The sequence below is a fragment of the Erwinia sp. QL-Z3 genome (assembly GCF_004551645.1).
GTDB classification, from domain to species: Bacteria; Pseudomonadota; Gammaproteobacteria; order Enterobacterales; family Enterobacteriaceae; genus Erwinia; species Erwinia billingiae.
The window spans coordinates 18,159-43,474 of the sequence record NZ_CP037949.1; the positions used below are offsets into that span (position 1 = coordinate 18,159).

The 25,316-nt window shown below is 48.5% G+C and carries 23 protein-coding genes and 2 pseudogenes; 15 read left to right on the forward strand and 10 right to left on the reverse strand.

All coding sequences use genetic code 11. From position 1 onward, the window contains the following. Positions 1-11 precede the first annotated feature (11 nt). The 3 genes from E2F51_RS00090 to E2F51_RS00100 all read right to left on the reverse strand — a co-directional run bounded on the left by E2F51_RS00090 (position 12) and on the right by E2F51_RS00100 (position 4,045). The gene (locus E2F51_RS00090) at positions 12-2,357 is read right to left on the reverse strand and encodes a TonB-dependent siderophore receptor (RefSeq protein ID WP_134822392.1); all 2,346 of its coding nucleotides are present in this window, start codon (positions 2,355-2,357) and stop codon (positions 12-14) included. 130 nt (positions 2,358-2,487) lie between these two features. Beyond that, positions 2,488-3,531, reverse strand: a complete 1,044-nt coding sequence (locus E2F51_RS00095; protein WP_245174110.1) for a FecR domain-containing protein — start codon at positions 3,529-3,531, stop codon at positions 2,488-2,490. Beyond that, positions 3,515-4,045: an RNA polymerase sigma factor gene (locus E2F51_RS00100; RefSeq protein WP_041691799.1), complete on the reverse strand. Its 531-nt coding sequence runs from the start codon at positions 4,043-4,045 to the stop codon at positions 3,515-3,517. Before E2F51_RS00100 ends, E2F51_RS00095 begins: the two co-directional genes overlap by 17 nt. Before the next feature lie 272 nt (positions 4,046-4,317). Between E2F51_RS00100 and E2F51_RS24250 the strand changes: the two are divergent. The 6 genes and pseudogenes from E2F51_RS24250 to E2F51_RS00135 all read left to right on the forward strand — a co-directional run. Next, positions 4,318-5,018, forward strand: a pseudogene (locus E2F51_RS24250) (transposase); the annotation flags it as partial. Positions 5,019-5,573: 555 nt separating this feature from the next. Further along, positions 5,574-6,587 carry an ABC transporter substrate-binding protein gene (locus tag E2F51_RS00115; protein WP_209215438.1) on the forward strand — a complete coding sequence of 338 codons (1,014 nt, stop codon included), beginning with the start codon at positions 5,574-5,576 and terminating at the stop codon, positions 6,585-6,587. Next, complete coding sequence (locus E2F51_RS00120; protein ID WP_134822396.1) at positions 6,587-7,615, forward strand: iron ABC transporter permease; 1,029 nt, start codon at positions 6,587-6,589, stop codon at positions 7,613-7,615. Before E2F51_RS00115 ends, E2F51_RS00120 begins: the two co-directional genes overlap by 1 nt. Positions 7,616-7,617: 2 nt before the next feature. Beyond that, positions 7,618-8,373, forward strand: a complete 756-nt coding sequence (locus E2F51_RS00125) for an ABC transporter ATP-binding protein (protein ID WP_134822397.1) — start codon at positions 7,618-7,620, stop codon at positions 8,371-8,373. A 131-nt stretch (positions 8,374-8,504) separates the two neighbouring features. Beyond that, positions 8,505-8,693 carry a DUF1289 domain-containing protein gene (locus E2F51_RS00130; protein ID WP_134822398.1) on the forward strand — a complete coding sequence of 63 codons (189 nt, stop codon included), beginning with the start codon at positions 8,505-8,507 and terminating at the stop codon, positions 8,691-8,693. A gap of 364 nt (positions 8,694-9,057) precedes the next feature. Continuing rightward, a protein-coding gene (locus E2F51_RS00135) for an IS3 family transposase (RefSeq protein WP_134822399.1) occupies positions 9,058-10,181 on the forward strand; the annotation gives its coding sequence in 2 pieces (ribosomal slippage) (positions 9,058-9,315 and positions 9,318-10,181; 1,122 coding nt in all). A gap of 120 nt (positions 10,182-10,301) precedes the next feature. Here E2F51_RS00135 and E2F51_RS00140 read toward each other — a convergent pair. After that, positions 10,302-11,279: a replication initiation protein gene (locus tag E2F51_RS00140; RefSeq protein WP_134822400.1), complete on the reverse strand. Its 978-nt coding sequence runs from the start codon at positions 11,277-11,279 to the stop codon at positions 10,302-10,304. A 1,583-nt stretch (positions 11,280-12,862) separates the two neighbouring features. Here E2F51_RS00140 and E2F51_RS00145 point away from each other — a divergent pair. From E2F51_RS00145 to E2F51_RS00165, 4 genes and pseudogenes are all read left to right on the forward strand, one after another. Further along, a complete protein-coding gene (locus tag E2F51_RS00145; protein ID WP_134822401.1) occupies positions 12,863-14,062 on the forward strand; it encodes an AAA family ATPase in 1,200 nt (399 codons plus the stop codon). Between the two features lie 8 nt (positions 14,063-14,070). Beyond that, positions 14,071-15,042 (forward strand): ParB family protein, encoded by a 972-nt coding sequence (locus E2F51_RS00150; RefSeq protein ID WP_134822402.1) that lies wholly within the window; start codon positions 14,071-14,073, stop codon positions 15,040-15,042. A 696-nt stretch (positions 15,043-15,738) separates the two neighbouring features. After that, positions 15,739-16,846, forward strand: a pseudogene (locus E2F51_RS23755) (IS3 family transposase). 105 nt (positions 16,847-16,951) lie between these two features. After that, positions 16,952-17,347, forward strand: coding sequence for a VOC family protein (locus tag E2F51_RS00165; protein WP_134822403.1), 396 nt, complete (start codon positions 16,952-16,954; stop codon positions 17,345-17,347). Between the two features lie 124 nt (positions 17,348-17,471). Here the strand turns inward: E2F51_RS00165 and E2F51_RS23980 are convergent, their stop codons facing one another. After that, positions 17,472-17,678 carry a hypothetical protein gene (locus tag E2F51_RS23980; protein ID WP_134822497.1) on the reverse strand — a complete coding sequence of 69 codons (207 nt, stop codon included), beginning with the start codon at positions 17,676-17,678 and terminating at the stop codon, positions 17,472-17,474. A gap of 336 nt (positions 17,679-18,014) precedes the next feature. Here E2F51_RS23980 and E2F51_RS00175 point away from each other — a divergent pair, with 336 nt between their 5' ends. Both E2F51_RS00175 and mazF read left to right on the forward strand, forming a co-directional pair. Continuing rightward, positions 18,015-18,263, forward strand: a complete 249-nt coding sequence (locus tag E2F51_RS00175; protein ID WP_041691825.1) for an AbrB/MazE/SpoVT family DNA-binding domain-containing protein — start codon at positions 18,015-18,017, stop codon at positions 18,261-18,263. Continuing rightward, entirely contained in the window at positions 18,264-18,596 is a 333-nt protein-coding gene (mazF, locus tag E2F51_RS00180; RefSeq protein ID WP_013199966.1) for an endoribonuclease MazF, read from the forward strand. A 612-nt stretch (positions 18,597-19,208) separates the two neighbouring features. On the opposite strand, the gene E2F51_RS00185 is transcribed toward mazF, so the two are convergent. The 4 genes from E2F51_RS00185 to umuD form a co-directional block, all read right to left on the reverse strand. Continuing rightward, the gene (locus E2F51_RS00185) at positions 19,209-19,436 is read right to left on the reverse strand and encodes a plasmid partition protein ParG (RefSeq protein WP_134822404.1); all 228 of its coding nucleotides are present in this window, start codon (positions 19,434-19,436) and stop codon (positions 19,209-19,211) included. A gap of 38 nt (positions 19,437-19,474) precedes the next feature. Then, positions 19,475-20,095 (reverse strand): ParA family partition ATPase, encoded by a 621-nt coding sequence (parA, locus tag E2F51_RS00190; protein WP_008815938.1) that lies wholly within the window; start codon positions 20,093-20,095, stop codon positions 19,475-19,477. 588 nt (positions 20,096-20,683) lie between these two features. Further along, positions 20,684-21,958: a translesion error-prone DNA polymerase V subunit UmuC gene (umuC, locus tag E2F51_RS00195; RefSeq protein ID WP_134822405.1), complete on the reverse strand. Its 1,275-nt coding sequence runs from the start codon at positions 21,956-21,958 to the stop codon at positions 20,684-20,686. A 3-nt stretch (positions 21,959-21,961) separates the two neighbouring features. After that, on the reverse strand, positions 21,962-22,390 hold the full coding sequence (gene umuD / locus E2F51_RS00200) for a translesion error-prone DNA polymerase V autoproteolytic subunit (protein WP_134822406.1): 429 nt from the start codon (positions 22,388-22,390) through the stop codon (positions 21,962-21,964). 118 nt (positions 22,391-22,508) lie between these two features. Here umuD and E2F51_RS00205 point away from each other — a divergent pair, with 118 nt between their 5' ends. After that, positions 22,509-22,721, forward strand: a complete 213-nt coding sequence (locus E2F51_RS00205) for a hypothetical protein (RefSeq protein WP_134822407.1) — start codon at positions 22,509-22,511, stop codon at positions 22,719-22,721. A gap of 281 nt (positions 22,722-23,002) precedes the next feature. Here E2F51_RS00205 and E2F51_RS00210 read toward each other — a convergent pair whose 3' ends face one another. Next, the gene (locus tag E2F51_RS00210; RefSeq protein WP_134822408.1) at positions 23,003-23,200 is read right to left on the reverse strand and encodes a hypothetical protein; all 198 of its coding nucleotides are present in this window, start codon (positions 23,198-23,200) and stop codon (positions 23,003-23,005) included. Between the two features lie 181 nt (positions 23,201-23,381). On the opposite strand from E2F51_RS00210, the gene E2F51_RS00215 reads away from it, so the two are divergent. After that, a complete protein-coding gene (locus E2F51_RS00215) occupies positions 23,382-23,750 on the forward strand; it encodes a hypothetical protein (RefSeq protein ID WP_134822409.1) in 369 nt (122 codons plus the stop codon). Between the two features lie 511 nt (positions 23,751-24,261). Beyond that, positions 24,262-25,284: an alpha/beta hydrolase gene (locus E2F51_RS00220; protein WP_134822410.1), complete on the forward strand. Its 1,023-nt coding sequence runs from the start codon at positions 24,262-24,264 to the stop codon at positions 25,282-25,284. Positions 25,285-25,316 lie beyond the last annotated feature (32 nt).

Here is a 25,316-nt window from a genome sequence, read left to right on the forward strand (position 1 = left end):
TAAAGTTGACATCAGAAGCTGTATTTCAACGAACCAATAAACGTTCGCTCCTGTCCTGGATAGCAGCTGGTGTCCTCGTCACAGGTCCCGACATAATCGTGGTTTAGCAGATTTTGAATGTTAAACCCGACTGAGACATGTTGATTCACCTGGTATTTCGCACCTGCATCAATCAGCGCGAAGTTTTTCACCGGTACTGTATTAGCATTATCGCCGTACATACTCCCCACATAACGCACGCCGGTACTTAGCAGCAATCCGTCCAGCACGCCCTGATGGAAGCTGTAGTTCAGCCAGGTTGAGGCCATATGTTTCGGCACGTTAGCCTGCTGCTTACCGCGATCGCCGTTGTTACTGGCGGTGATTTCCGTTTCTGTGTAAGTGTACGATGCCAGCAAATCCAGATTCTGCGTAAGTTTCATCGTGGCTTCTGTTTCCACGCCGCGCGAACGCACTTCGCCAGAAGCGACCTGATAACCGGTTACGACGCTATTCACAATCTCATTGGTTAGCACATTGCTTTTGGTGATATCAAAGGCGGCGAGTGTCAACAGCAGACTTGCGTCTGGCTGGTATTTCACGCCGACTTCGTACTGGTGTGCTTTGCTTGGGTCAAAAGTCCGGTTCTGACTGTCAGTTCCACTGTTAGGGACAAAGGATTCAGCATAGCTGATATAGGGTGCGAGACCGTTATCTGCCAGATAGGTCAGTCCGGCACGTCCGGTCCATGCGCCTTGATCCAGCCAACTGGTACTTTCAGTTAGATTGTTTTGCGTGCGCAGACTGATTTCATCGTGGCGGCCGCCCAGGGTAAGCAGCCAGTTTGGCGTCAGTGAAATTTGGTCCTGCATGTACACGCCCAGTTGCGCGGTAGTCTGGTCATTGTCGTTCAGTGCATAATTCGGATCGGCGATATTCAGGCCATAGACCGGATTGTAGATATTGAAGGTCGGGGCGACGGCACCGAAGCGTTTGGCATTGCCCTCAAGGCGACTGTAATCAAGGCCTGTTAACAGACGGTGAGTAATTGATGCGGTTGAGAAGTCAGCCTGTAACTGGTTATCGATGTTGAACGCGTTCATGTGTTCATCAAAGCGAATCGCATTACGCGAAACGGTCCCGGCATCAAAATTCACCGCACCTGGCAGGAGATTGTTGAGAACGGTGTCGGTTTGGCCGTAACGCACATTCTGACGTAACTGGAAAGTGTCGTTGAACTGATGACTCAACTCATACCCCACGGTGAACTGTTCCTGACGGAAATGGTTAAAACTGTAATCTCCCAGCAGCGTATCAGTGACTTTACCCCCTGGTTTGGTCAGGACAGCGACAGTGCCACCGGATGTATCACGCAGATAGTCGGCACGCACGGTCAGGCTGGTATCAGAATTCGGCAGCCAGGTAAGAGAGGGGGCGAGATAGACACGGTTATCTTCGACATCAGGCCCGTCGTGGTACTGGAACTGCGTGTCGCTGTCACGCACAACACCAATCATGCGATAAAGATAATGGCCGTCATCGTCGATTTTATCGCTCATATCAAACTGAGCCTGACGGCGGTTGAAGTTGCCCAGTTCAACTTCAACCTCATGCACGCCCTGTGCGGAGGGCAGTTTACTGATGCGGTTTACAATGCCTCCTGCATCGCCAAGACCAAACAACGTTGATGAGGGACCGCGCACGATATCAATACGTTCCAGTGCATAAGGTTCAGTACGGAAGTAACTGTAACTGTTGTTTAACTGGCGGAGTCCGTCGCGATAATCGTTGGTGGTTAGCGCATTGAAACCACGAATGTATATCCAGTCATATCCTTTGGGATCAACACCGTAGGTTTCCGTTTTTACGCCCGGTACATAGCGCAGCGCTTCAGTGACGCTTTGCACATTTTGCCGATCCATTCTTTCACGAGTCACCACTGACACAGACTGAGGCACTTCCAGCAACTGCGTATCGGTTTTGGTCGCGGTACTGCTTTGCTGTGGAACGCTGGCGTAAGGATCAGACAGTCCGGTGACGGTAAGGGTATCTGATACGGCACGCAGAGGAGCGATGACCACGATGCCATTATCGACGCTAAAACCCAGACCGCTTTCGCTCAGCAGTTGGCTGAGCGCACCTTCCAGCGTCATGTTTCCCTGCAGCGCAGGGGCTGTCTTTTGGGCAATAGCATCAGGAGAAGCAATCAGCTGAACGCCTGCCAATTGAGCCAGCGCATTGAGCGAGCTGATCAAGGGCTGGGAGGGAAGTGAAACCGGCAGGGTAGCGACTGCCTGAACGGGCGAACAGAGGCAAAATGCCAGTGCTGCCAGCCCAGTTTTCACGCGTGTATGTTGGTAAAGAGTAAAAGTCATCATGCAATTTTTCCCAGAAAAAAATCAAATAAGAATCATTATCTTTTCTGAAGACGTTACTGCTGACAAAATCCTGACGTCACCACCTCAATATTTTTACTTTTTTCTTCAGGCGGCCTTTTGTCGCAAACCATCAGCGAATGATGATCTGCGTTTCATCGCCCTGTGGGATCAGTTTTACCGGTAATACTTTGGGCAAGGCATCGACAAAACTGTCAGGACGATAAATATTGAAACTGCCGCTGATGCGCAAGTTGGCTACGTCAGATGAGGCCAAATGAAAAGGCACATTGCCGTAGCGAGAGAATTCAGCCAGCGCGAGGTTGAGCGGTGTATTGTTAAAATTAATACGCGCCTGGCGCCACTCGGCGATGTTGTCCAGTGCAATCGGAAGTTGACGAGTCAGATTACCGTGAGCATCGGCGGTGGCCCGCTGTGTGGCATGCAGCACCATCAAATGGTGGTCGTAAGCCATCAAATTCAGCGAAGCCAATGCCCTCCATCGCATATTCTGTAACCATGAACGGGCCCCGATGCGCACCGAGCCACTCCTAACTGCCACCTCTACGCCATCACCACTCATCGACTGCGGGATATAGCGGACGCTGAAACTCGTGCCTAATACCGTCACACGGGAAGGACCACTCAGCACCACAAACGGCTTATCTTGAAGGTGTTTGACCTGAAAATAGACCTGGCCTTTGCTGAGCCTGACTTCACGCCGCTGTTGATAATAGGCCACCTGTAACTGGGTATCGGCATCCAGACTGAGTACGGTTCCATCAGGCAGGGTGAACTGTTGGGATCCTCCGGGACTGGTGTGCAACTGAGTGGTCATCAGCGGCGGGGAGAGCCACTGCCAAGCAGGCCATAACAGCACCAGACAAAGGACAGTGGCGACACAAGCTTTATGCCAGATGAGGTGTGATACGGTTTTTCGCGGCGTGGCCGGTATCGAAGCCCGCAATAACGTGACGCTATCCTTCGGCAAATCGCCGACCTGCTGCCATAACTGTTGCATGAATCGATAGCGGTTGGCGTTTTCACTCAGTGATAACCATTCTGCGAATTCGCGTTGTTGACTGGCAGATAACCCTGCCTGCTGTTTTGTTAGCCAGCGGGCGGCCTGTTCATCTGCAGATCGTTTAGCATCCCTCTCGCTATTCATCATGGTCATGAGCCTTCTTACGCCTTTCGTCGGTGTGCTGCTGCATCCAGAGGGCGTGACTATTGCGGCAAGCCATCATGGCTCGAATAATATGTTTCTCGACCATATTGACTGAAATTCCCATGTGGATGGCGACGCTCTTTTGAGAGTGACCGTTGAAACGGTGTAAGACAAAGGCTTCACGGCACCGCGGGGGCAAGTCCTTGATTGTTTTGGTCATCAGCTCAGTATACTGATTTTCTTCTATTAATTCGTAGGGTTGCAAATGGGATGGGGCAAAAAAATGTTCGCTGTCGCTGTATTCTGCGTCGCAGGTGGAAGAGAGAACCGGGCGACGATAGTGATCGATAATTAAATTGCGGGCAATGCTGTACAGTAGGCTTCGACGAGATCGAACAGGTTGGGTGACAGTCAATGCCCGTATAAACGTTTCCTGAGCCATGTCTTCTGCATGTTCACGGTCACGAAGCTTCCGGTGTATAAACCGATATAGTTCAGTGTAATACTTGTCGAAAGCAGGCACTAGAGTCTCTTAGAATGAAGGTCAGGGAACGTCTGCGAGCCCTATACTACTCATAAATTCCATTGTTGATTATCATTAAATGATAATCATTCAAAAAAATGTGTAGTCTGGCTATTCTACCGGGGCCTGTTTCACCTAATCCTACCAGCTCGGCATACGATTCTTGATGGACGCAGGTGACCGTTAACGTGGTGACCCTACCCCAAAATCCTGCTCCATTCAGAAACAGAATTCCGGCATGATAAACACTCCCCTGAACGGAGGTGGTGCCGATGAAAAAGTCACGATTCACCGAAGAGCAGATTGTCTTTGCCCTTAAGCAGGCTGAGCTGGGTACGGCCGTACCGGAAGTCTGCCGCAAGCTGGGCATCTCCGACGCCACGTTCTACACCTGGCGCAAAAAGTATGGCGGGATTTCTCCTTCAGAACTGAAACATATGCGGCAGCTTGAAGAGGAAAATCTGCGGCTGAAGAGGCTGGTTGCCGATCTGAGCCTCGACAAGGCGATGCTGCAGGACGTACTGGCAAAAAAGAGCTGACGCTGGCACGTCTGCGCGAATGGGTCAGGGATTTGCAAGTCCGCTACGGCGCCAGTGAGAGACAGGTCTGTTTTGCGCTGCGGGTCAGCCGCAGCTCGTTCCGGTTCCGCTCCGTTGCGGCAGATGACGGTGCGCTGCGCCTGCGCATCAAGGAAATTGCCGAAACTCTTCTTCACTAAGGTTACCCCACGATACAAGTTTTGCTAACACGGGAGGGCTTGCGTGATAATCATAAACCCATTTATCCTTCTTACGTGAGCAGGGGGTTGTAGCTTTGGCACAAACGTTCGCCCCACAATAAATACCTCACTTAAAATTCACCCATAGCCTAAGGTGGCTCTGGCCAAACCACCTCTGGGGCATGGATTTCGTCTCTGATGAGCTTGTTTGACGGTCGCCGGCTCCGCCTGCTTACGGGCAGTGACCTTTATACCAACTGAAGTAATAACCAGTTTCCGTTGCCCACAATATCTTGATAGGTGGGGTTTTTGTGAAGTGACTTAAACTAAAAGTTTCGTTCAAGAAATAGCTTTAAATTAGGAAATGTAAGACGTAAAGGCATGGTAATGATGTTAAATTTAACATAATCAATATTATGCGAACAGTTTTTGTTTGAATAATTTAGCAATTTAAATCATTGTTTATTCTTAAATGTCTTCCTGTGAAGAGCTTTCTGATAAAGATGCTACAAATTTTAAAGTTGAAACACATCCGTTAGACCACTCAAAACTTCTGTTCCGCCCAGAATTTGAAAACAAGTTCATCACGAACCCGCCAAAATCCGTTTTTTGACCAAACCAAACCTAACCAAGCCAAACCAAGGCAACGCGGGGCGTGAAGTAACTCAGATACGAAAATTTTCTGCCTCTACGTTAGCGACATCTTCAGCAAGCGCAGACGTAAGATCATTACAAAGGATCCATACGGATTGACAAGGAAACGACAAATTGGCATATTGTTATGTTATAACATAACCATTAAATTTGATAATGAAAAAAACTGCTCAACTAATCGCCTCATCAATGCTATCACTTTACGTATCATGCGCAAATGCTGGCAACTATCCTTTGACTGTAGAGAACTGCGGAGTAAAAGAAACGTTTGAACACGCTCCTTCTCGCGTTGTGACAATTGGTCAGCACGAAACTGAACTATTGTTGGCGCTAGGGCTCAGTAAGAATATTACAGGCACGTCTGTCTGGTTTGGCCCCTTACCAGACGATTTGAAACAACAAGGGAGTAAACTGAAGCGGCTGGCAGATAATGCGCCAGGATTCGAAGCCGTTGTTGCACAGCGCCCAGAACTTGTTCTCGCTCAATACAGCTGGCATGTAGGGCCCCAGGGAGAAGTCGCCACGCGTCAGCAGTTTGAACAACTCGGTATCAAAACCTGGATTTCATCGGCTGATTGTACAGATAAATCAGTTACTGCAACCTCAAACGGTGATGGAGCGCGCTCCGCACCTTATTCAATGAACATCATCCTTAATGAAATTACGACTCTTGCGCGTATTTTTGATGTACCGCAACGAGGAGAAGCGTTGAAACAGAGTGTGTCCGAACGTATTAACGCTGCTAAAGAACACGCCAGTGTGCATCGTTCAACGCCGTTGAAAGTCGTTTACTGGTTTTCGAGTACCAGCCTAAAAGGCGATCCTTGGGTAGCGGGTAGCAAAGGTGCGCCGGGATGGATAAACCATACTCTGGGCCTGTCCAATATCATTGATTCTGATGAAGAGTGGCCAGCTGTTACATGGGAACATATTGTTCAGGCACAGCCAGATATCATTGTCATTGCCAGAATGGACAGAAGGCTTTACCCAGCTGATGATGTGGCAGTTAAAAAATCTTTCCTGGAAACCGATCCCGTTACTCGGGAGATGCCCGCAGTTAAAAATGGTCATATCGTAGTGGTACCAGCCATGTCTCTTAACCCGTCTTTGCGTAACGTTGAGGCAGTGGAACTGATTGGCCAACAGATTAATACTTTCAAATCCCATTGATGAAGAATAAATCTGTTTTTTACTGGCGAACCGGCCTGATCATTCTGGTCGGTCTCCTCAGTCTGCCATTGATGATGATACTTGCTGCGACTTCCGGTGAGATGCCAGTTAATTTTATGACTAGCACACGTGCCATAACCAACGGCATTGGAATAACGCACTACGATTTGCCCGCTGTGGAAGCGGGAATCGTATGGCAATATCGCATGAGTCGTGCACTAATGGCGGCCAGTAGCGGTGGGGGCTTGGCATTATGTGGGCTGGTATTGCAGTCGATGTTACGTAATCCGCTTGCCGATCCTTATTTATTGGGTATTTCAGCCGGCGCCTCTACCGGTGCCGTCAGCGTGATGTTGCTCGGGCTCGGGAGTGGTGCCATCACTGTGGGCGTTGGGGCCTTTAGCGGTGCCTGCATCGCATTTGGCTTAGTTGCGCTGTTATCCGGTGGTATGCGTGAAAATGCAGGCCGTATCATATTAGCCGGTATCGCCGGTACACAACTGTTTAACGCCCTGACATCTTACATTGTTAGTACCTCAGCTAATGCAGAACAGTCACGTGGCGTTATGTTCTGGCTTCTTGGTAGTCTTAGCGGAGTGCGATGGCCCGATGCCATACTGTGCTCTGCTGTCACGGCAATTGGGCTACTGATTGTGATCTGCTATGCCCGCTCGATGGATACTTTCACTTTTGGTGCTGAGGTATCCGCAACGCTCGGTACGCGGGTGTTACTGGTGCGCATTATTTTATTACTGGTCACAGCGTTGATGACGGCAGTGATAGTGAGTTCCATAGGTGCTGTTGGCTTTGTAGGATTGGTCATCCCTCACATTACACGCATGCTCACTGGGCATCGCCATCTAATAAGCATACCTGTTACGTTTCTCGCTGGATGCTACTTTATGATCCTTGCTGACCTCGTATCTCGTACCTTGATAAGCCACCAGGTACTGCCGATTGGCGTGGTGACGGCTTTGGTCGGTGCACCCGTTTTTGCCCTAATTCTTTATCGCAACCGAGAGAAATAATCATGCATGTGATGGGGGATAAACTGAACGTATCGCTTCAGGCACGCTGTGTATTGTCTGGAATCAGTTTTGTCGCGCAGCGGTCGCAAACGGTAGGCCTGCTAGGTCCTAATGGGTCAGGAAAATCTACACTAATTCGAGCAATGGCAGGTGTTATACCTTGCGCTTACGAAGGTGTAAAAATTGGCGGTAGGCCGACAGGAGATCTGAGCCGACGCCAGCTTTCCCGTACACTTGCTTTTGTGCCACAGCATTCTGAGACTGAGTCAGAATTAACAGTAGCTGAAATTGTCCGTCTCGGACGGTCTCCATATCGCAGTGCGTTTAGCTCATGGCGTCAGTCCGATCAGGATGCTGTGCAACATGCCCTTTCGCTGATGAAGCTTAAACATTTGGCTGGCAGGCCATGGCAGAGGTTATCAGGGGGGGAACGTCAACGGTGCCAGATAGCCCGTGCGCTTTCCCAGCAGCCGGATATTCTGCTACTGGACGAACCGATTAATCATCTGGATATTCAGTTTCAGCTTGAGTTAATGCGACTGATTTCCTCGCTTCCAGTTACTGTCATTGTGGCATTGCACGACTTAAACTTGGCAGCGAAATATTGTCAACATCTTGTAGTTCTAAAGGAAGGTCAGGTGGTGGCCACAGGAGAGCCTGCTGCTGTGCTTACTCCAGAACTGATTCAAAAAACGTGGAAAGTTGATGCTAAGGTTAACCGGACCGACAAAGGGTCCATGAATATTCAATATGCCTAAATATAATAACTTACAATCCTGACTGATTCTGTTTAACTAAGCCTTAGGTGTTCTCACATCTATTATGCATTTTACTAAAATTTCGGTGAATTACTAAGGTTCACCTTTAACAATTTATCCCAGGAGAGGTAATGTCCATAAAGTCACCCTGCACTGATGCCTGTAATTTCAGCAATCCAGAGGGTTGGTGCCACGGCTGCGGCCGGACACTACAGGAAGCACGCGAATGGCGTAAACTCGCCCCCTTCCATCGTCAAAAAATTCTGCGGGCGCTACCTTCACGATTGAAGATCATCAATTTGTTGGTTGAAAGAAAATAGATAATAATGACCGGTCGATTGATAGTCTTGGTGATTTTCAAAAGCAGATACAAGAAATGACCTGAATCACATCCTATGTCTATTGATCGTCCAATAAATGCAATTTTGGAAAGTCTGGCCGTCGTTAACTTAATTTCAGAAAAACCCGCCACCCAAAAACGTTAACAAACCATAGAAATATTTATTGGTTGCTTATAATTTGGATATACACTCCAGAGAAAATGATGTCTTCATTTTATTGAATATTTCCTAAAATATACACTGCGTCTTTAGGAGACGTAGCCAATGGCAAGTGACCTGCTCCCCGCTGATTAACACACCGCGATGTTAGTAATGTCTTCATAAGCAACATGAGGACATCCCCATGAAGAAGCGTTTTTCCGACGAACAGATCATCAGTATTCTCCGCGAGGCCGAAGCCGGAGTTTCTACCCGTGAGCTCTGCAGTAAGCACGCCATTTCCGATGCCACGTTTTACACCTGGCGCAAGAAGTTTGGTGGCATGGAAGTCCCTGAAGTGAAGCGGCTCAAGTCGCTTGAAGAGGAGAACGCCCGCCTCAAGAAGCTGCTCGCTGAAGCCATGCTGGATAAGGAGGCGCTTCAGGTGGCTCTTGCCCGAAAGTTCTTCTGACGACAGACCAGAAGCGGGAAGCAGTGGAAGTCATGTGTGAGGCCGCAGGTCTGTCGCAACGTCGTGCCTGCAGGCTGGCAGGGTTGTCCCTGTCGACTTGCCGTTATTCGGCTCAGCGTCCGGCTGCTGACGCGCAGCTGTCTCTACGCATCACAGAGCTGGCACTTGAGCGCCGCCGCTTTGGTTACCGGCGCATCTGGCAACTACTGCGTCGGGAGGGCCTTCACGTCAACCACAAGCGGGTATACCGCATCTATCATCTCAACGGCCTGAGTGTAAAGCGCAGGCGACGCAGCAAGGGGCTGGCGACTGAGCGGCTTCCGTTTATTCGCCCGGATGCGCCAAACCTGACATGGTCGATGGATTTTGTCATGGATGCACTTGCCAGCGGCCGCAGGATTAAGTGTCTGACCTGCGTGGATGATTTTACGAAGGAGTGTCTGACGATCACCACGGCATTCGGGATTACAGGCGTTCAGGTGACACGTATTCTGGACAGCATTGCGCTGTTTCGTGGCTATCCTGCAACGATAAGAACTGATCAGGGCCCGGAATTTACCTGCCGCGCGCTCGATCAATGGGCCTTTGAACATGGTGTTGAGTTGCGCTTAATCCAGCCGGGCAAGCCAACGCAGAACGGATTTATTGAGAGTTTCAATGGCCGCTTTCGGGATGAATGCCTGAACGAACACTGGTTCTGCGATATTCTACATGCCCGGGAAATCATTAATGACTGGCGGCAGGATTATAACGAATGTCGACCACATTCATCGCTGAATTACCTGACGCCGGCTGAATTTGCAGCGGGCTGGCGAAACGGGAAATATGAAGAAAAACCAACTGACATTACTAACTGAAGGTTGTATCTAATCCTGGGGGCAGGTCAATTCAGGTGAAAAAATCATGCGTCACGATACTGGTGGGTGTCAGCGACTAACGCTTTCCAGCTAATGTGGAGTAATTTCCTGAAAAGTTTTCTACTTACGTTTCCTGGCACTTATTTCTGCAGAAACGCGTTTACTGTTTTGCTTATCGCCGGTAACGATGTACCAATCCGCTAATTTACGCATATCTGCTACAGGAACTTTACAAGAAGTGTCATATTCCTGGAGTTTCCCTATCCAGTCAGTCATTAACGCAATGCACTTTCTGGCCCAGCGCCCTTCCAGATCGGACCCTTTAACAGCTCGGGGCCTACGAGGTAAACGAGGACGAACTGGCTTGGATACCTCTGGACTCGCCTCATCTGCGTAAGTGAATTTGATTGCGGTTACGGTTCGGCCAGCTTTGACAGGTTCCCAGATGACTGAAATGTCGGTATTGGCATTTATACGATCGATGGTTGGCTGAAGAAGTTTCTGCCTGAAATCACGATAATCAGCATACTTTCCCACCAGGCCAGCCTTTTCGCGCATCCACTCCAAAGTTAATGTAACTTCAATTACGCCATTTTGTTTGTAGCCGCTGAGATGCCTGGATTTAATCAACCATCCATAGAGGCGTACTGAAAAAGGGGTATCTAGCTTTGCCAAACTAGAAAAGTTCATCTGGGTAAAACTTTCTTTAAGTTCATAAAGATATGGTGCGACATCCTGACCAAAACGCACGACTACAGCGCTCTGATCGTCATCGTTGATATATTCAAGACGTGAAAACCAGGCTAACTGCACCGTCTTAACCTTATTTGAACGTGAATCGCGCTTGTAAACAGTGACTGGTTTTTTCATCAAACTCTCAGCTGCCGTCCTGAGCTGAACGTGGCTACTGGTAGGATTAACATTGAAGATGCGCTGGAAATCCTTAGGATAGAGTTTGTAAAGGATATCAGGTTGAGGACGACGACTGTCGATTTGAGCCAGTGCGAGATTCAGTAAACGCATTTCATCCAGTGTGACGCTGTAGGCGCCTTCAAGAAGTTCGTTGCCCTGTACCACTGTTAGTTTTTTGTTTTCCATCTTGCCTCAACCGTGGATTTTTTATTAATACTTCCACACTGAACCAGTCGAGTCAATTCTCATGTGCATTTGGTTGAAGTTGAGCACGCTTGTATTGTATGGGTAACTCATTTTCTTCAGAAAATCATTCCACATTACGTTTTGACAAAGCATTAGACCGCATTGATTCAGGATCCATAAAAGATCGAATTAGATGTTAGACCTTTAATCCTATGATTCTTAGACATTTACTCCACAGGAAAAAGATCCTCATTAAGCAGAAAAATATTCCACGTGTAGCAGAAAATAGTTCCACTTGTAACAGAAAACTTCTCCACTTCACGCTGGAAATCACTCCACATATAACTATCTAACCAACTGAAAAATAATGATTAATTTAGCATCTAAACTGAAACTATTAAACAGTAAACTTATAAATAAACAAAGCAATCAGGTTGCCCTGACCGCTTTGATCTATTCGATGCAGTCATAAACCTTCCAGTACAACACGTTTGTAGCATGGGCTTTACCATCTAAAGAGTTCAGATTAGTAGGGGAATCAATCCTGAAATTTATGTATAAATTTAGTCACTTAAGGCAAGTTTTACTGATATATTTAACCCATATCTCCACATAAGTATATGTTTTATATGTATTTTACTCTGATACCGATGTGTACATTCAAAAATTCTTCCTACCTACACTAATCTTTACCTGACAGGTAATCCTTCCATGCAGGAAGAAACCATGCGTCACATGACAGTCTTCTACATAAGAAGAACCCTACCCTGCAGGTAATCATTCCACATAAGAAGAACCCTACCCCGCAGGTAATCATTCCACATAAGAAAACCCCTACCCCGCAGGTAATCACTCCACATAAGAAAACCCCTATCCTGCAGGTAATCCCTCCACATAAGAAAACCCCTACCCCGCAGGTAATCACTCCACATAAGAAACCCCCTATCCTGCAGGTAATCCCTCTACACAAGAAAACCCCTATCCCGCAGATAATCCCTCCACATAAGAAAACCCCTATCCCGCAGGTAATCCCTCCACATAAAAAAAACCTATCCCACAGGTAATTCCTCCACATGAGATAAACCCTATCTCACATGTAATCACTCCACATATCTGAAACCCTACCAAATCGTTAATCCTTTCACTTAAACAGCCCCACTATCAGGTAATCAATGCGGTCAATAAGATCATAATTTTTAGTAGGTTAACCCTATCCAGCGTTATAAGGTTAGATCTTAATCAGATTAACGTTTATGAAAGTAATATTGACGAGCGTACTTCTGAAGAAATGAGCAAAAAATCTACCTTTGGTGCATGCCTGGTAAAATTCCATATGTGGAATAATTTCATGTTCTTTCTAGAACAATGCACTCAAAGGTACTTGCTCATAACAGTGCCTTGTTTCTTGAAGCCATCACTAAGGCTTCTACGATGGATTGGCGATAGGTAAAAATAGGTTTTGATATGGATCCGACTTCCAATAATGCTTAGATGCGTCATTTTTTGATGAATAATGTTGATTTTTGTTTTTACATGCAGGAATATCGCCTTTAATTAATTATCCTACATAAAAGGGTCATTTTATGAGTACAGCGTCACTTCAATCTGACAAAATTGCCGTCCGGGCAGGTAAAATGCTCAGCGCGCTAACCGAGCAGATTCATATTCAGAAAAAGGAACTTCATGAAGACGTTTACTTCCAGGTCTATGCAAAAGCAGCTCTGTCCAAGCTGCCAAAACTTACGCGAGCTAATGTGGATTATGCTGTAGGCGAGATGGAAGAGAATGGTTATGTGTTTGATAAGCGTTCTGCAGGAACCTCCACCAAATATGCAATGAATATCCAAAATATTGTGGATATCTACCACCATCGAGGCGTTCCTAAATACCGGGACAGACATTCCGAAGCTTTGACGGTGTTCGTCGGAAATTTGAAGGGGGGCGTATCAAAAACTGTTTCCACTGTCTCTCTGGCGCATGGCATGCGTGCCCACCCTCACCTTCTCTTTGAAGATCTGCGTATTTTGGTCATTGATCTGGATCCTCAGTCTTCTGCAACTATGTTTCTCAATCACACCAGAGCTGTAGGCATGGTTGAGACAACTTCAGCACAGGCTATGCTGCAGAATGTTTCACGTGAAGAGCTTTTAGAAGAGTTCGTCGTTCAGTCTATTGTGCCTGGAGTGGATGTTATACCCGCTTCAATTGATGATGCATTTATCGCATCAGGATGGGAATCACTTTGCCGTGAACATCTTCCTGGGCAAAATCCACATAGTGTTTTGCGCGTTAATATCATTGATAAACTTAAGACCGATTATGATCTGATTTTCATTGATAGCGGACCACATTTAGACGCCTTTCTGAATAACGCACTCGCTGCAGCAGATGTTCTGATGACTCCAATCCCCCCTGCTCAGGTTGACTTTCATTCCACACTAAAATATCTGACCAGGTTGCCGGAGCTCGTAAGCATCATTGAATCTTCCGGATGTGGATGCCGCCTGCGTGCCAATATCGGCTTCATGTCGAAGCTAGCCAATAAAGCTGACCACAAAATGTGCCACAGCCTGGCAAAAGAGATATTCGGCGGGGACATGCTTGATGCAGCTCTTCCACGGCTTGATGGATTTGAACGTTGTGGTGAATCCTTCGATACAGTTATCTCAGCTAATCCCGCCACCTATGTCGGCAGTAGCGAAGCGCTTAAAAACGCTCGTTCAGCGGCTGAAGACTTTGCCAAAGCAGCATTTGACCGACTTGAATTTTTACGGATTAACTGAGGTGCACGATGAGTAAAATACGCCACACTATTGGACGAACGTTCAGCTCACCTGTCCTGAACAGCGAAGCGATAGTTGAAGAGTTTAAGCAGGTATTCACACTTTCCTCTGGCAGGAAGGTGCTCTTTACGCGAATAACCGTCCCTGCTACAGACGTGGAACGCATGACTTACGTGGTCCAGGAAAATAATGGTCGTGACCAGTCTGCCCTAACACCGGAATCGCTCAAAGACATAACACGAACTTTCCCACTTCAGCAATTCTTCCCGGCCATTGGAGTTCGTAACAAAGAGGGTATCGAAGTACTGGACGGTTCACGCCGTCGTGCTTCTGCGTTAATTTGTCGGTCTGATCTGGTTGTTCTTGTGACTGACGACGTCCTCACCTCTGCTGAAGCTCGCGCACTGGCAAAAGACATTCAGACTGCTCGTGAACATAATATTCGCGAAGTGGGCCTGCGTTTAAAAACCCTGAAATCTACCGGTCTGTCGCAGAAAGAAATCGCCGAATCAGAGAACCTCTCCCAGGCTATGGTGACCCGGGCACTTCAGGCTGCGAGCGTATCAACAGCTATGTTATCCGTATTCCCGGTTCAGGCTGTTCTGTCATTCTCTGATTATAAAATACTGCTGGCTACTGAGGAGCTCCTTTCTGACAAAGGCTTGGATTTAACAGAACTTCTTTCAAACCTTGCTGATGTTTTCAGTGATATCCATAACGATGCATCACTGGTTGATGATGAAGTAAAAACCAGACTTGTCACCGAAATTCGCAAAGAAGCATTGGTTATGGGTGCATCTTCATCAAGGGACAAGACGGTTACCACGACATTGTGGCAGTTTGGCGATAAAAACAGATTTGCCCGAAAAAAGACAAAAGGGCGAACGTTCAGTTATGAATTTAATCGCTTGGCTCCTGAAGTCCAGAGCGCGTTGGATGATGCTATTGAAAAAGTACTGTCTTCTCATCTGGAAAAGTAAATTTTCTCCAACCGAATTTTGTATCTAACTGTATGATTTACTGAATTTTTGAATGGGGATTTCAAGGTGAAATCTCCACAAAGTTTCATGCTTTTAGTTGAAATTAGCCATTTTGTTCTCCACTCAAATTTCATGCCTATCTTACTGATTTAAATGGCATTTTTTATGGAATTTCACGGTGAAATCTCCAGGGGCAGTAATGAAAAGTTTTTGCGGTAGCTCACGTCAAATAACCCTCTAAATCAGCTTATCAACAATTGATTGATCACAATGAATGCGATGCTGTGTCTGACGTAAAATATGCATGTTATAAGGGCTCGGCCCGCAATGTTGCCACTGAGCAACCGCAGGAGATTTTATGTTCATCAATCACAAACAGGATGTGGTTATCAGTGAAACTGATATCGAACAGGCGCTAATCCATTTGAGAACGCTTTCGCATAGGGCTTCGTTACCAGAATGCTGGGATCGTCAGCTTCTGCTGAACCAGTTACGCAATGCTATTGGAAATTTTACAAATGAGGACATATGCCATGCGATAGCTCCCGGCCTGTTTCACCTAATCCTACCAGCTCGGCATACGATTCTTGATGGACGCAGGTGACCGTTAACGTGGTGACCCTACCCCAAAATCCTGCTCCATTCAGAAACAGAATTCCGGCATGATAAACACTCCCCTGAACGGAGGTGGTGCCGATGAAAAAGTCACGATTCACCGAAGAGCAGATTGTCTTTGCCCTGAAGCAGGCTGAGCTGGGTACGGCCGTACCGGAAGTCTGCCGCAAGCTGGGCATCTCCGACGCCACGTTCTACACCTGGCGCAAAAAGTACGGCGGGATTTCTCCTTCAGAACTGAAACATATGCGGCAGCTTGAAGAGGAAAATCTGCGGCTGAAGAGGCTGGTTGCCGATCTGAGCTTCGACAAGGCGATGCTGCAGGACGTACTGGCAAAAAAGAGCTGACGCTGGCACGTCTGCGCGAATGCGTCAGGGATTTGCAAGTCCGCTACGGCGCCAGTGAGAGACAGGTCTGTTTTGCGCTGCGGGTCAGCCGCAGCTCGTTTCGATATCATTCTGTGGCCGCCGACGACAGCGCACTGCGGCTACGCATCCGTGAGATAACCGAAACCCGGGTTCATTACGGGACCGCCGGGTACACGTGATGCTCAGGCGGGAAGGCTGGCGCGATAATCACTAAAGAATCTACCGCCTCTACCGTGAGCAGGGTCTGTCTCTGCGCCTCAAACGGCCACGCCGCAATAAATCGGCCCAGCGCCGACAACCGCAGCCGCAGGGTCTGTATCCGAATCACGTCTGGGGCATGGATTTTGCCTCTGATGCGCTGTTTGACGGGCGACGACTGCGCCTGCTGACGGTTATCGACCTGTAAACCCGCGAATGCCTGGGGATCTGCGTGGGGCAGAATTTGCGTTCAACAGAAGTGGCAGAAATGCTGAATAACATAGCGCTCAGACGCCCTTTACCCCAGTTGCTGAAAACCGATAATGGTTCTGAATTTGCAGGGAAAATGCTGGACAGATGGGTGTACGAAAGAGGCATCAGAATCGATTTCTCACGCCCGGGAACACCGACGTACAATGCGACGGTGGAGTCCTTCAACGGCAGGCTGCGGCAGGAATGTCTGAACGAGAACTGGTTTATGTCTCTGGAGGATGCACGGTGCAAAATCGAGGCCTGGCGCATACACTATAACCAGAGGCGTCCCCATTCTGCTCTGGGCTGGATGACCCCATACGAATTCGCCGAAAAATCTGCCGGTTGCCAGAATATGCAGCCAACATGAAGCCGGTTATTCCTGATTATGCCTGGATCATATTCGGGGTCAGGGGCAAACAACCGTCATTACTAACTGAAGGTTGTATCTAATCCTGGGGGCAGGTCAGTGTTTATGGCATTGCAGCATATGAGGATTGCCAGACCTGTCAGCGTACTCAGTAAAAGCTGTGAAATGTACTGTAAGGGGCGTGGGTTAGAAAAAATCGGTGCTTTTACAGATCACGATGGATTCAGCGGATACATGTTAGGACTAGACGGCTTGTCTTGGTACCTTGAGTTTACCCAGTGCCACCATCATCCGGTGCTACCTTCAGCCTCAAATGAAAATCTCCTGGTTCTGTACATTCCTGAGAAAGACAGTTGGCGAACCACCTGTGAAAATATGGATGATGCTGGCTTTGCCAGAGTTAAATCATTCTATCCCTACTGGGACCGCGATGGCGTTACCTTCGAGGATATGGATGGATACAGGGTTGTTATCCAAAACATGTACTGGGGCAAGCTCTGAGTTCAGTTCGCGGCTGGGATGTTATGTTAAAAGCGAGGGGATCTGAGCAATAAATAGAGTGCCAGATAGCGGCATTGAAATGAGGGAGGAACCATCAATTGTTCGTTGAGTGGGAGTCCCGCCACTATTTAACCATCTCTTTAGTTACTTTATTGTAGCAGATCGGTGAATAACCGCCGGCTTTACTCCATGCGCTGCGCCCACCACAGGCGCTGCCATTTCTTACACTGTTAAAGGGGTAAGCACACGTTCCAGGATAGGCCGCTATTGATTCATCAATAATGGCCTGCTTTAGCTGTGTATCTGACACGGTTCCTTTTGCTGTGGCTATATTGGGGTTCGAGGGCCAATTGTGCGAAAAACCACGTTAGGGAATTAACCGTATGAAATATTTAGACTTATGAGATTGCATATTTGGACCAAAAAAACGGTTCCAAATATCTTTTTTTGGTCATTTTGAGACTGGATCGTATCAAAATCGATTTCTGATACCGCTTAGCGTAGTTTTTTACATCAGTGGACTTCAAACCCCAAAAGGCACTTTTCGTCCTTACCTACATCACTACTGAAAGTTAGCTAAAAACCCGGTCTATAAGGAAGGAGGATGCTTGTAGACACATTGTATATCCTCTACAATGTATCTACAAATGTGAGGGAGGAAATGTTAATGACAACAGTAACGCTAAAAAAATGGGGCAATAGCCCATCGATCAGAATACCAGCCAGCGTAATGCAAGCAGCAGCACTCAATGTCGAAGATAAACTCGATTTGAAAATTGATGAAGCTGGCCAAATTGTTTTAGTACCATTGAAATCTAAAGAGTATTCACTAGATGTACTGTTATCAGGTATCACACCAGATAACGTTCACGGAAAAATAGATTTTGGTTCGCCAGTTGGGAAGGAATTGATCTAAATGGTTTCACGTTACGTACCAAATTCTGGTGATCTAATCTGGCTGGATTTTGACCCCGTAGAAGGTCACGAACAGGGCGGCCATCGCCCTGCTGTCGTCCTTAGCCCTTTTTCTTACAATAATCCCGTAGGGTTGCTGCTTTGCGTTCCGTGTACCACTAAAGCTAAAGGCTATCCATTTGAGGTAGAACTATCCGGTAGCCGCGAAAGTGTTGCTCTTGCCGATCAAGTTACCTGTGTTGACTGGAGAGCGCGGAAAGTAACAAAAAAAGGCACTGTATCGCCTGACGAACTTGCTGAGATCAGAGCAAAGGCTAAAGCTCTAATTGGATGAGAAAATCTTTGCCGCGCTTTGCTTGGCCAACACTGATCTGGTACATAAAAATTTTATGCACCAGATCAGTGTTCTCAAAGGGAATGCATGTGTTTTTGAGTAAATGCGTGATTACTCATTTTTTATTGAAGTATCTAGCGAGTTGCAATATGACAGTTAAAAAGATTAGAGACACACTGCGAAGCGGAAAGGATGCGGCGCTTGATACTTGGGATCAAGTTACATCTGACCAGACAAGCAGGACAGGTCATTCAGCGAAATGTGTAGCAACGTAGCTCGCCAATAATGTTGATCCGAAAGTAGTTGCTCTCCAGATTACAAAGAACAGCCTTAAAAATAACCCGGACGATCGACAGACGTTTACCGGTGAGGAAGTTGTAACTGTCGCCAAATTTTACGCAGCTAACCGTTCGCGGGCGGTGCTCACTCACAAGCAGTCCAATGCGCTCATTGCCGCGCAGAATGAAGCCGATGCTGGAAGTAGCCCGTCTGTTAACGATGACGTTCCAGAGCCACAGCAGAATTGATCTGCCTAACAAGAGAGTATCTCTGGATGGTTATACTCTCTTATTATTACACATGATTTTTTACTCATATGTGTATTTGAGTAATTTACCTGTCATTTGCTTTCAGCCAGCTATCAACCATGTCCTTTATCACATCAGTAATAGATGTACCTCGTTTTGCACACGCCGCTTTGAAGCGGATATGTGTTTCTTCATCAAAGTTAACGTTGACTCTCTTTTGTTTTCCCGTGGGTGTGCTATTGACGACTTTTTCAAGATCTCGATGCTCACCGAAACTCATTGTTTTTGATGTATGTTGCTTAGTTAGTGCCATACAGAACCTCTAATATGCTGAAATGAGTATATGAGTTTTTACTCAAATGATTCGAGTATTTCTCGCGTCAGAATGGCTATCTCGCCCTTTGCTGCTCCATCGTTGGTATCGAAAACGCTCTCACCCTCCATGACGGATTTAACGTAACTTTGGCGTTGTGTGATCGCAGTTTTAAACGGCTTAATACCCGTCTGAGCAATGCTATCTTTCAGGACGTTAAGCATGGTGGCTTGTTCGATTTTCCGTGTGATGAGGAATCGAGCTTCTACCGGACGATTATAAGCCTGGGCTTCCAGTACCGTGACGACAGAACCGGCAGCGGAAAAATCCAAAGGGCTGGGTGTTACCGGGATGATAATCAGATCGCTGACCATCACCGCTGCGGAAGTAATAACTGACAGAGAACCGGCTCCATCAATAATCACAAAGTCATATTCAGCCAGATCTTTTCTTACCTGGTAAACGTCTTTCTCTGATGCTGCGGTGTAAACATCGAATGCTGCTTTCTCTGCTTTATTCCAGTTAGTGAGGCTCATCTGTGGGTCTGTATCTACAACTGCAATTTTTTTACCCGAACTGGCAAGGCAGCTACTGACGTTGATCGCCGCAGTCGTTTTACCAGACCCCCCTTTGGGGTTGAGGAACGCGATAATTTTCATGTTTAACCTTATTTGTGTGTTTACTCATTTGAGTTTAATTATATACAAAAACACAAAAACACAAAAACACAAAAACACAAAGACACAAAAACACAAAGACACAAAAACACAAATGAGTAAATATATTTGTTGTGTGTAAATGAGTATAAGAGTTTTTTGAATGTTAGAACTGGCGGGAATTTTGGTTTAAGCTTCTATCAGGAAATTAAAGCCAACCTCCATCGTATTCATTCCAGCCCTGATTGGTTGCATCATTGGTTAGCGTCATATCATCGACCACGCAGTTACGTATCTCAGCGGTAGGTATATTTCGTCAAAAAGTTCGTCAATCTGCTCTTTCAAATCGGCTTCATCGCTATACTTTAATAGTACCGGAAACTATGTTGTAAACGGTGTATTGTTGAAAATCGCAGCGCTGGACATTTATTTTGAGTTTGTTGCTTATCCCCTGCTGACCCGGGAGGGGCGACGGGTAATGAGGTAGGGAAGTGGCAGGATAACTAAACAGAAGCACCGGGATCTCCTAAGTTAGTTAATAAAATATAGTTCACCTCAATAATAAGGTCTGGATCAAAAGATAGCCGGAACCTATCGCAACTTGGCCACAGGAATATCACTCCAGCGCGTAGTCCATGCAGGTGAAAGCATTTCCCGTTTCATTTGCCAGTCCTGCTGTGTTCCCTGGCCTGCGAACCACAGCTTACCCAGCCCGGAACCGTTGACCTTGTCCAGCACGGACATCAGTTCTGCGCTCTGAGGGCGTGGCGGCCGCTCGTCGAATAACGTCAGCTGAGCCAGAGCGCCAGAGCTGAAGTCGCCGAGCATCACTCCTGCCTTTGCATAACGGTGGCCATCACGCCAGATATGGTCCAGACTTTTCATTGCAACCGAGATGATGTCTCGGGTGTCATGCGTGGCCACCGTCAGCTTTTCGCCGGCAACGTTACCGTAGTACGGTTCTCCGGGAGAAAAGGGCGACGTCTTGATGAAAGCCGAAACGTGCCGGCAGTACTGCCCCTCCTGACGGAGCTTTTCCGCCGCGCGTTCGGCATGTTTACAGATGGCCTGCCTGAGTCCTTCAAGCGTGGTGACGCGCTCACCGAAACTCCGGCTGCAGACAATCTGCTGCTTTGCCGGTGGGGCTTCTTCCAGGGCAATACAGGATTCACCTTTCAGCTCACGGACGGTTCTTTCGAGCACCACGCTGAAGTTTTTGCGGATGAAGGCGGGGTTGCTGCGTGCCAGATCGAGCGCGGAGACGATACCCATCGCGTTGAGCTGTTTACTCAGCCGCCGGCCGACGCCCCAGACCTCTTCCACAGGCTGTCGCGACAGAAGCTTTTCAGTCCGGACCGGATTGTCCCTTGTCAGTGCGAGCACCCCCCCAAACTGTGGCCACTCCTTGCTCGCCCACTGGGCTGATTTCGCCAGCGTTTTGGTCAGCCCCATCCCGACGCCCACCGTCAGACCGGTAACGGCCTTCACCCTCTCGCGAACGCGGCGTCCGTAGTGTTCAAAGGGTTCAGAGTTGTCAATGCCGCTGATATCCAGAAACGACTCGTCAATCGAGTAGATTTCCGTGGCGGGCGCCATCTCCTCCAGTACCGTCGACACCCTGACAGACATGTCGTGGTACAGCGAGTAATTACTGGAGAACACGTTAAGCCGCACCGGGAACTGCCGTGACCTTATCTGGAACCAGGGTTCCCCCATTTTTATGCCGAGGCGCTTAGACTCTGCGGACCTTGCGATTACACAGCCGTCGTTGTTCGATAATACGATGACGGGGGCATCCCTGAGCTCCGGGCGGAATACCTTCTCACAGGAGGCATAAAAACTGTTGACGTCGACCAGGGCAAACATGCTTCAGCTCCGCGTCGTGTGCAGGAACCAGGTCACCACGCCGAAGATTTCCAGCGCGTCGGGGTCCGGGTAGATAGTCGGGAAAGCCGGATTCATGGGCTGCAGGGCGAGTCGTGGGCGCAGCTCCAGCACCTTAACGGTGAACTCGCCATCCACCGCGGCAATTACGATATCCCCGTGCGACGGCTTTTCTGACTTATCGACAATCATCAGGTCCCCGTCCTTAATACCGGCATCGGTCATGCTGTTACCGTAGGCCCTGACAAAGTAGGTGGCGGCCCGGTGGCGGATGCAGAGCTCGTTCAGGTCAAGCGCGGCTTCGACATAATCTGCGGCAGGGGAAGGAAAGCCTGCCGCACACCGGTCGGAAAACAGCGGCAGCAGGATGCGCTCCTGCGAGGAAGAAGGCGTGAGGAGATGTAAAAGAGGCATGGCTGAATCCTGATTGTACTGTATATATAAACAGTATAAATAAAGCTGCCTTTTTGTCACGGTCCTTTACATAATGCCGGCAAGAACAACCACCGCATCAGTCAAGGAGATGCAGACCATGCTGTCTGCCATAAAAAAACGTCTTTCTGCCGTGCCGCCTGCGCGGCGCAAGAGCTGGGGAGAGTGGTGCATGCTGGGAAGCGCACTGTTCATCGTTCCGCTGCTTGTTTTTCATAACCTGAGTACCGGAGTAAAGGCAGCGCTCCAGCTGCTGTGGGTGATTATTCTGGCCGCGGGATTCTGGCTGGCAGGCAGCGTCAAAAAGCGCTGATAAAAGTGTGTCCGTGAGCACCGTGTGTCAGGGGAATATGCGGGGGGCGGTGCCGTTCCGCTTCCTCGCGCCGTCTGTTCGTTCCTCGCGCTGCTGCGGTACGCCTCAGACGGCCGCTGCGGCGAGCGGTGGGGGTGGGTGCAGACCGGTATTTTCCTGAGCCGGTAACCCTGTTTTCCGTTCATTATCCGGAGGCGGGGAACGCCAGGCGGAATATTTTCGCCGGCGGCCCGCGCCTGCCCGTCCGGCAGGACGACCCTGCATCCTGTAGTCAGAGGCGCCTAACTTTCTGCACGGCCGGGGGCATGCACCACGCGGAAAACAGTAAGGTGCTCTCCGTTCTCCGCGGTATCGTAGTACACCTCCGCCTCGCGTATCTCATGGCTGCCGGCTTCCACCAGGTCAGCCATTTCGCGCAGACTGGCGGCGAGACATTTCGGTGCGGCGGGGATAAAAACGGGGGGCTTAGCGGTTCCCATAGAAATTCTCCTTTTAAAATGGTTTCCAGGGTAAACCATTCCGGTCGGACAGGTAATGTGATTATTCCTGGTATCGGCCAGCCGGCACCGTACTTTAGTGGCATTCCCGGGCCCAGTTTAAGCTGGCATAATCTTTGCTGCCGGGCCCACTCCGCCGTCCCGCATTATCTGAGGCATCAGCATGAATGACTGGTTTGTTGTTTTTGAAGTTCACTCGCGCGGAGAAATCATCCGTTATGAGGTGTTGCTGATGGCTGAAAACGCGGGCGTGGCCATGCTGGGCGTGGCGCTGATGGGGCGCACGTGGTGGCCTGACTGCCTGAAGGAAGATGGCGGGCACTGGCACTGGGGCAGGGGGGACGTTTACCTGGACACCCTGTGGCAGGTTGACGACACCGTCTGCGCCATGCCGTCGGACTTTCGTTTCGTGGACCGCCAGACGGCGGCCGTCACCCCTGAAGGCGTGGTGGTGGTGTATGACGAATGGGATGAACGCTGGGAAACGCTGTTTCGCTGGCGCTGGCAGGAAGGCCTTAACCTTCAGCGTTAAGGCCGGTTTACCGGGCGTGATATGAATATTAACTGACTACCTGTTTACCGTTTCTCAGCTGTACCCGCAATGCCATGACGCAGGCGCACCGCCGGTGGCTTGCGGTTATCCTGACATATCTTTCAGTTCATAAGTCCGCCTTTGCCAGCTTACAGCATGAATTCTGTTCACGACAAAAATACTCAAAATCTATGTCGTATAGTTCCGCTAAGTGCCAGAAGCGGACATTGGTAAGTCGGCATTGAAGTAGATACCTCAGGTCATTGCCTGATTTCATAAACGGCTAAAGTCACACTTCATCGCACTGATGATATATAAGTAATTTAAATGTTCCTCAAAGTTGCTCCTCCATTTTCCCTTTCTATGGTTCTCGGTACATAAATTCACGGACTCTATTAAATTCCCTTAAAATCATGCAACGCAGATGTTTTCATCTATAATTTTTTAAATCATCAGGACTGTCACAGATGATTTTTACTGTTTTGTTATAATTATTACTTAAGGATTTATCATGAATAGAATGACCTCCGCCCTGATTAGTAGCAGCATTTTTCTGGCGATAAGTACGGCCGGAGCGGCCTCAAACGACGTTCATCTGGAGCATACCACGCAGTCATTCGTTGACCAGCTGAACAGCGGTAATGGCAAACCCATCGAGAAACTTTCTCCGGAAGAAGCCCGTAAGGTACTGTCCGGAGCGCAGTCTTCGGTGAAGGTTGACCTCTCCGGCGTTGCAAGCTCCAACAAAACCATTCAGGTAGACGGCAAACCCGTGGAGCTGACCATCGTCAGGCCTGAAAACGCCTCCGGAAAGCTGCCGGCTTTTATGTTTTTTCACGGTGGGGGATGGGTGCTGGGAGACTACCCGACTCATCAGCGCATGGTTCGTGACCTGGTTCTTGCGTCAGGTGCTGTTGCCGTCTTCGTCAACTATACGCCCAGCCCTGAAGCACACTACCCGGTTGCCATAAACCAGGCCTATGGGGCCACAAAGTGGGTGGCAGAACATGGTGACGAAATCAGTGTTGACGGCAATCGCCTTGCGGTAGCGGGAAACAGCGTTGGCGGAAACATGGCAGCAGTCGTGAGCCTGATGGCAAAAGAAAAACACGGTCCTGACCTGCGTTATCAGGTCCTCTTCTGGCCGGTTACCGATGCAAAATTTGACACGGTATCCTACGAAAAATATGCGTCGAAACGTTTTCTCACCCGGAATATGATGAAGTGGTTCTGGGATAATTACACAACCAGCGATGCCCAGCGCAATGAAATATACGCATCACCGCTTCGTGCTTCTGAAACCCAGTTGAAAGGACTCCCGCCAGCGCTTGTACAGACGGCGGAAAATGATGTGCTGCGGGATGAAGGAGAAGCTTATGCACGTAAACTTAATGCAGCAGGCGTTGACGTGATTCAGGTGCGTTATAACGGCATGATACACGATTACGGCCTGCTTAATGCCCTGGCAGAAGTTCCTGAGGTTCAGGCCTCACTGACTCAGGCCGGCAGTCTCCTTCGTGAGCATCTGAAATAGTTTTAGCGGGCTGTTCAGCGTGCTGACCAGCC

Bases quoted from the DNA above. Each gene is read 5' to 3' on its own strand.
- E2F51_RS00090 (WP_134822392.1), bottom strand. From the start codon at position 2,357: ATGATGACTTTTACTCTTTACCAACATACACGCGTGAAAACTGGGCTG.
- E2F51_RS00095 (WP_245174110.1), bottom strand. From the start codon at position 3,531: ATGACCATGATGAATAGCGAGAGGGATGCTAAACGATCTGCAGATGAA.
- E2F51_RS00115 (WP_209215438.1), top strand. From the start codon at position 5,574: ATGAAAAAAACTGCTCAACTAATCGCCTCATCAATGCTATCACTTTAC.
- E2F51_RS00120 (WP_134822396.1), top strand. From the start codon at position 6,587: ATGAAGAATAAATCTGTTTTTTACTGGCGAACCGGCCTGATCATTCTG.
- E2F51_RS00125 (WP_134822397.1), top strand. From the start codon at position 7,618: ATGCATGTGATGGGGGATAAACTGAACGTATCGCTTCAGGCACGCTGT.
- E2F51_RS00130 (WP_134822398.1), top strand. From the start codon at position 8,505: ATGTCCATAAAGTCACCCTGCACTGATGCCTGTAATTTCAGCAATCCA.
- E2F51_RS00140 (WP_134822400.1), bottom strand. From the start codon at position 11,279: ATGGAAAACAAAAAACTAACAGTGGTACAGGGCAACGAACTTCTTGAA.
- E2F51_RS00145 (WP_134822401.1), top strand. From the start codon at position 12,863: ATGAGTACAGCGTCACTTCAATCTGACAAAATTGCCGTCCGGGCAGGT.
- E2F51_RS00150 (WP_134822402.1), top strand. From the start codon at position 14,071: ATGAGTAAAATACGCCACACTATTGGACGAACGTTCAGCTCACCTGTC.
- E2F51_RS00165 (WP_134822403.1), top strand. From the start codon at position 16,952: ATGGCATTGCAGCATATGAGGATTGCCAGACCTGTCAGCGTACTCAGT.
- E2F51_RS00175 (WP_041691825.1), top strand. From the start codon at position 18,015: ATGACAACAGTAACGCTAAAAAAATGGGGCAATAGCCCATCGATCAGA.
- mazF (WP_013199966.1), top strand. From the start codon at position 18,264: ATGGTTTCACGTTACGTACCAAATTCTGGTGATCTAATCTGGCTGGAT.
- E2F51_RS00185 (WP_134822404.1), bottom strand. From the start codon at position 19,436: ATGGCACTAACTAAGCAACATACATCAAAAACAATGAGTTTCGGTGAG.
- parA (WP_008815938.1), bottom strand. From the start codon at position 20,095: ATGAAAATTATCGCGTTCCTCAACCCCAAAGGGGGGTCTGGTAAAACG.
- umuC (WP_134822405.1), bottom strand. From the start codon at position 21,958: ATGTTTGCCCTGGTCGACGTCAACAGTTTTTATGCCTCCTGTGAGAAG.
- umuD (WP_134822406.1), bottom strand. From the start codon at position 22,390: ATGCCTCTTTTACATCTCCTCACGCCTTCTTCCTCGCAGGAGCGCATC.
- E2F51_RS00205 (WP_134822407.1), top strand. From the start codon at position 22,509: ATGCTGTCTGCCATAAAAAAACGTCTTTCTGCCGTGCCGCCTGCGCGG.
- E2F51_RS00210 (WP_134822408.1), bottom strand. From the start codon at position 23,200: ATGGGAACCGCTAAGCCCCCCGTTTTTATCCCCGCCGCACCGAAATGT.
- E2F51_RS00215 (WP_134822409.1), top strand. From the start codon at position 23,382: ATGAATGACTGGTTTGTTGTTTTTGAAGTTCACTCGCGCGGAGAAATC.
- E2F51_RS00220 (WP_134822410.1), top strand. From the start codon at position 24,262: ATGAATAGAATGACCTCCGCCCTGATTAGTAGCAGCATTTTTCTGGCG.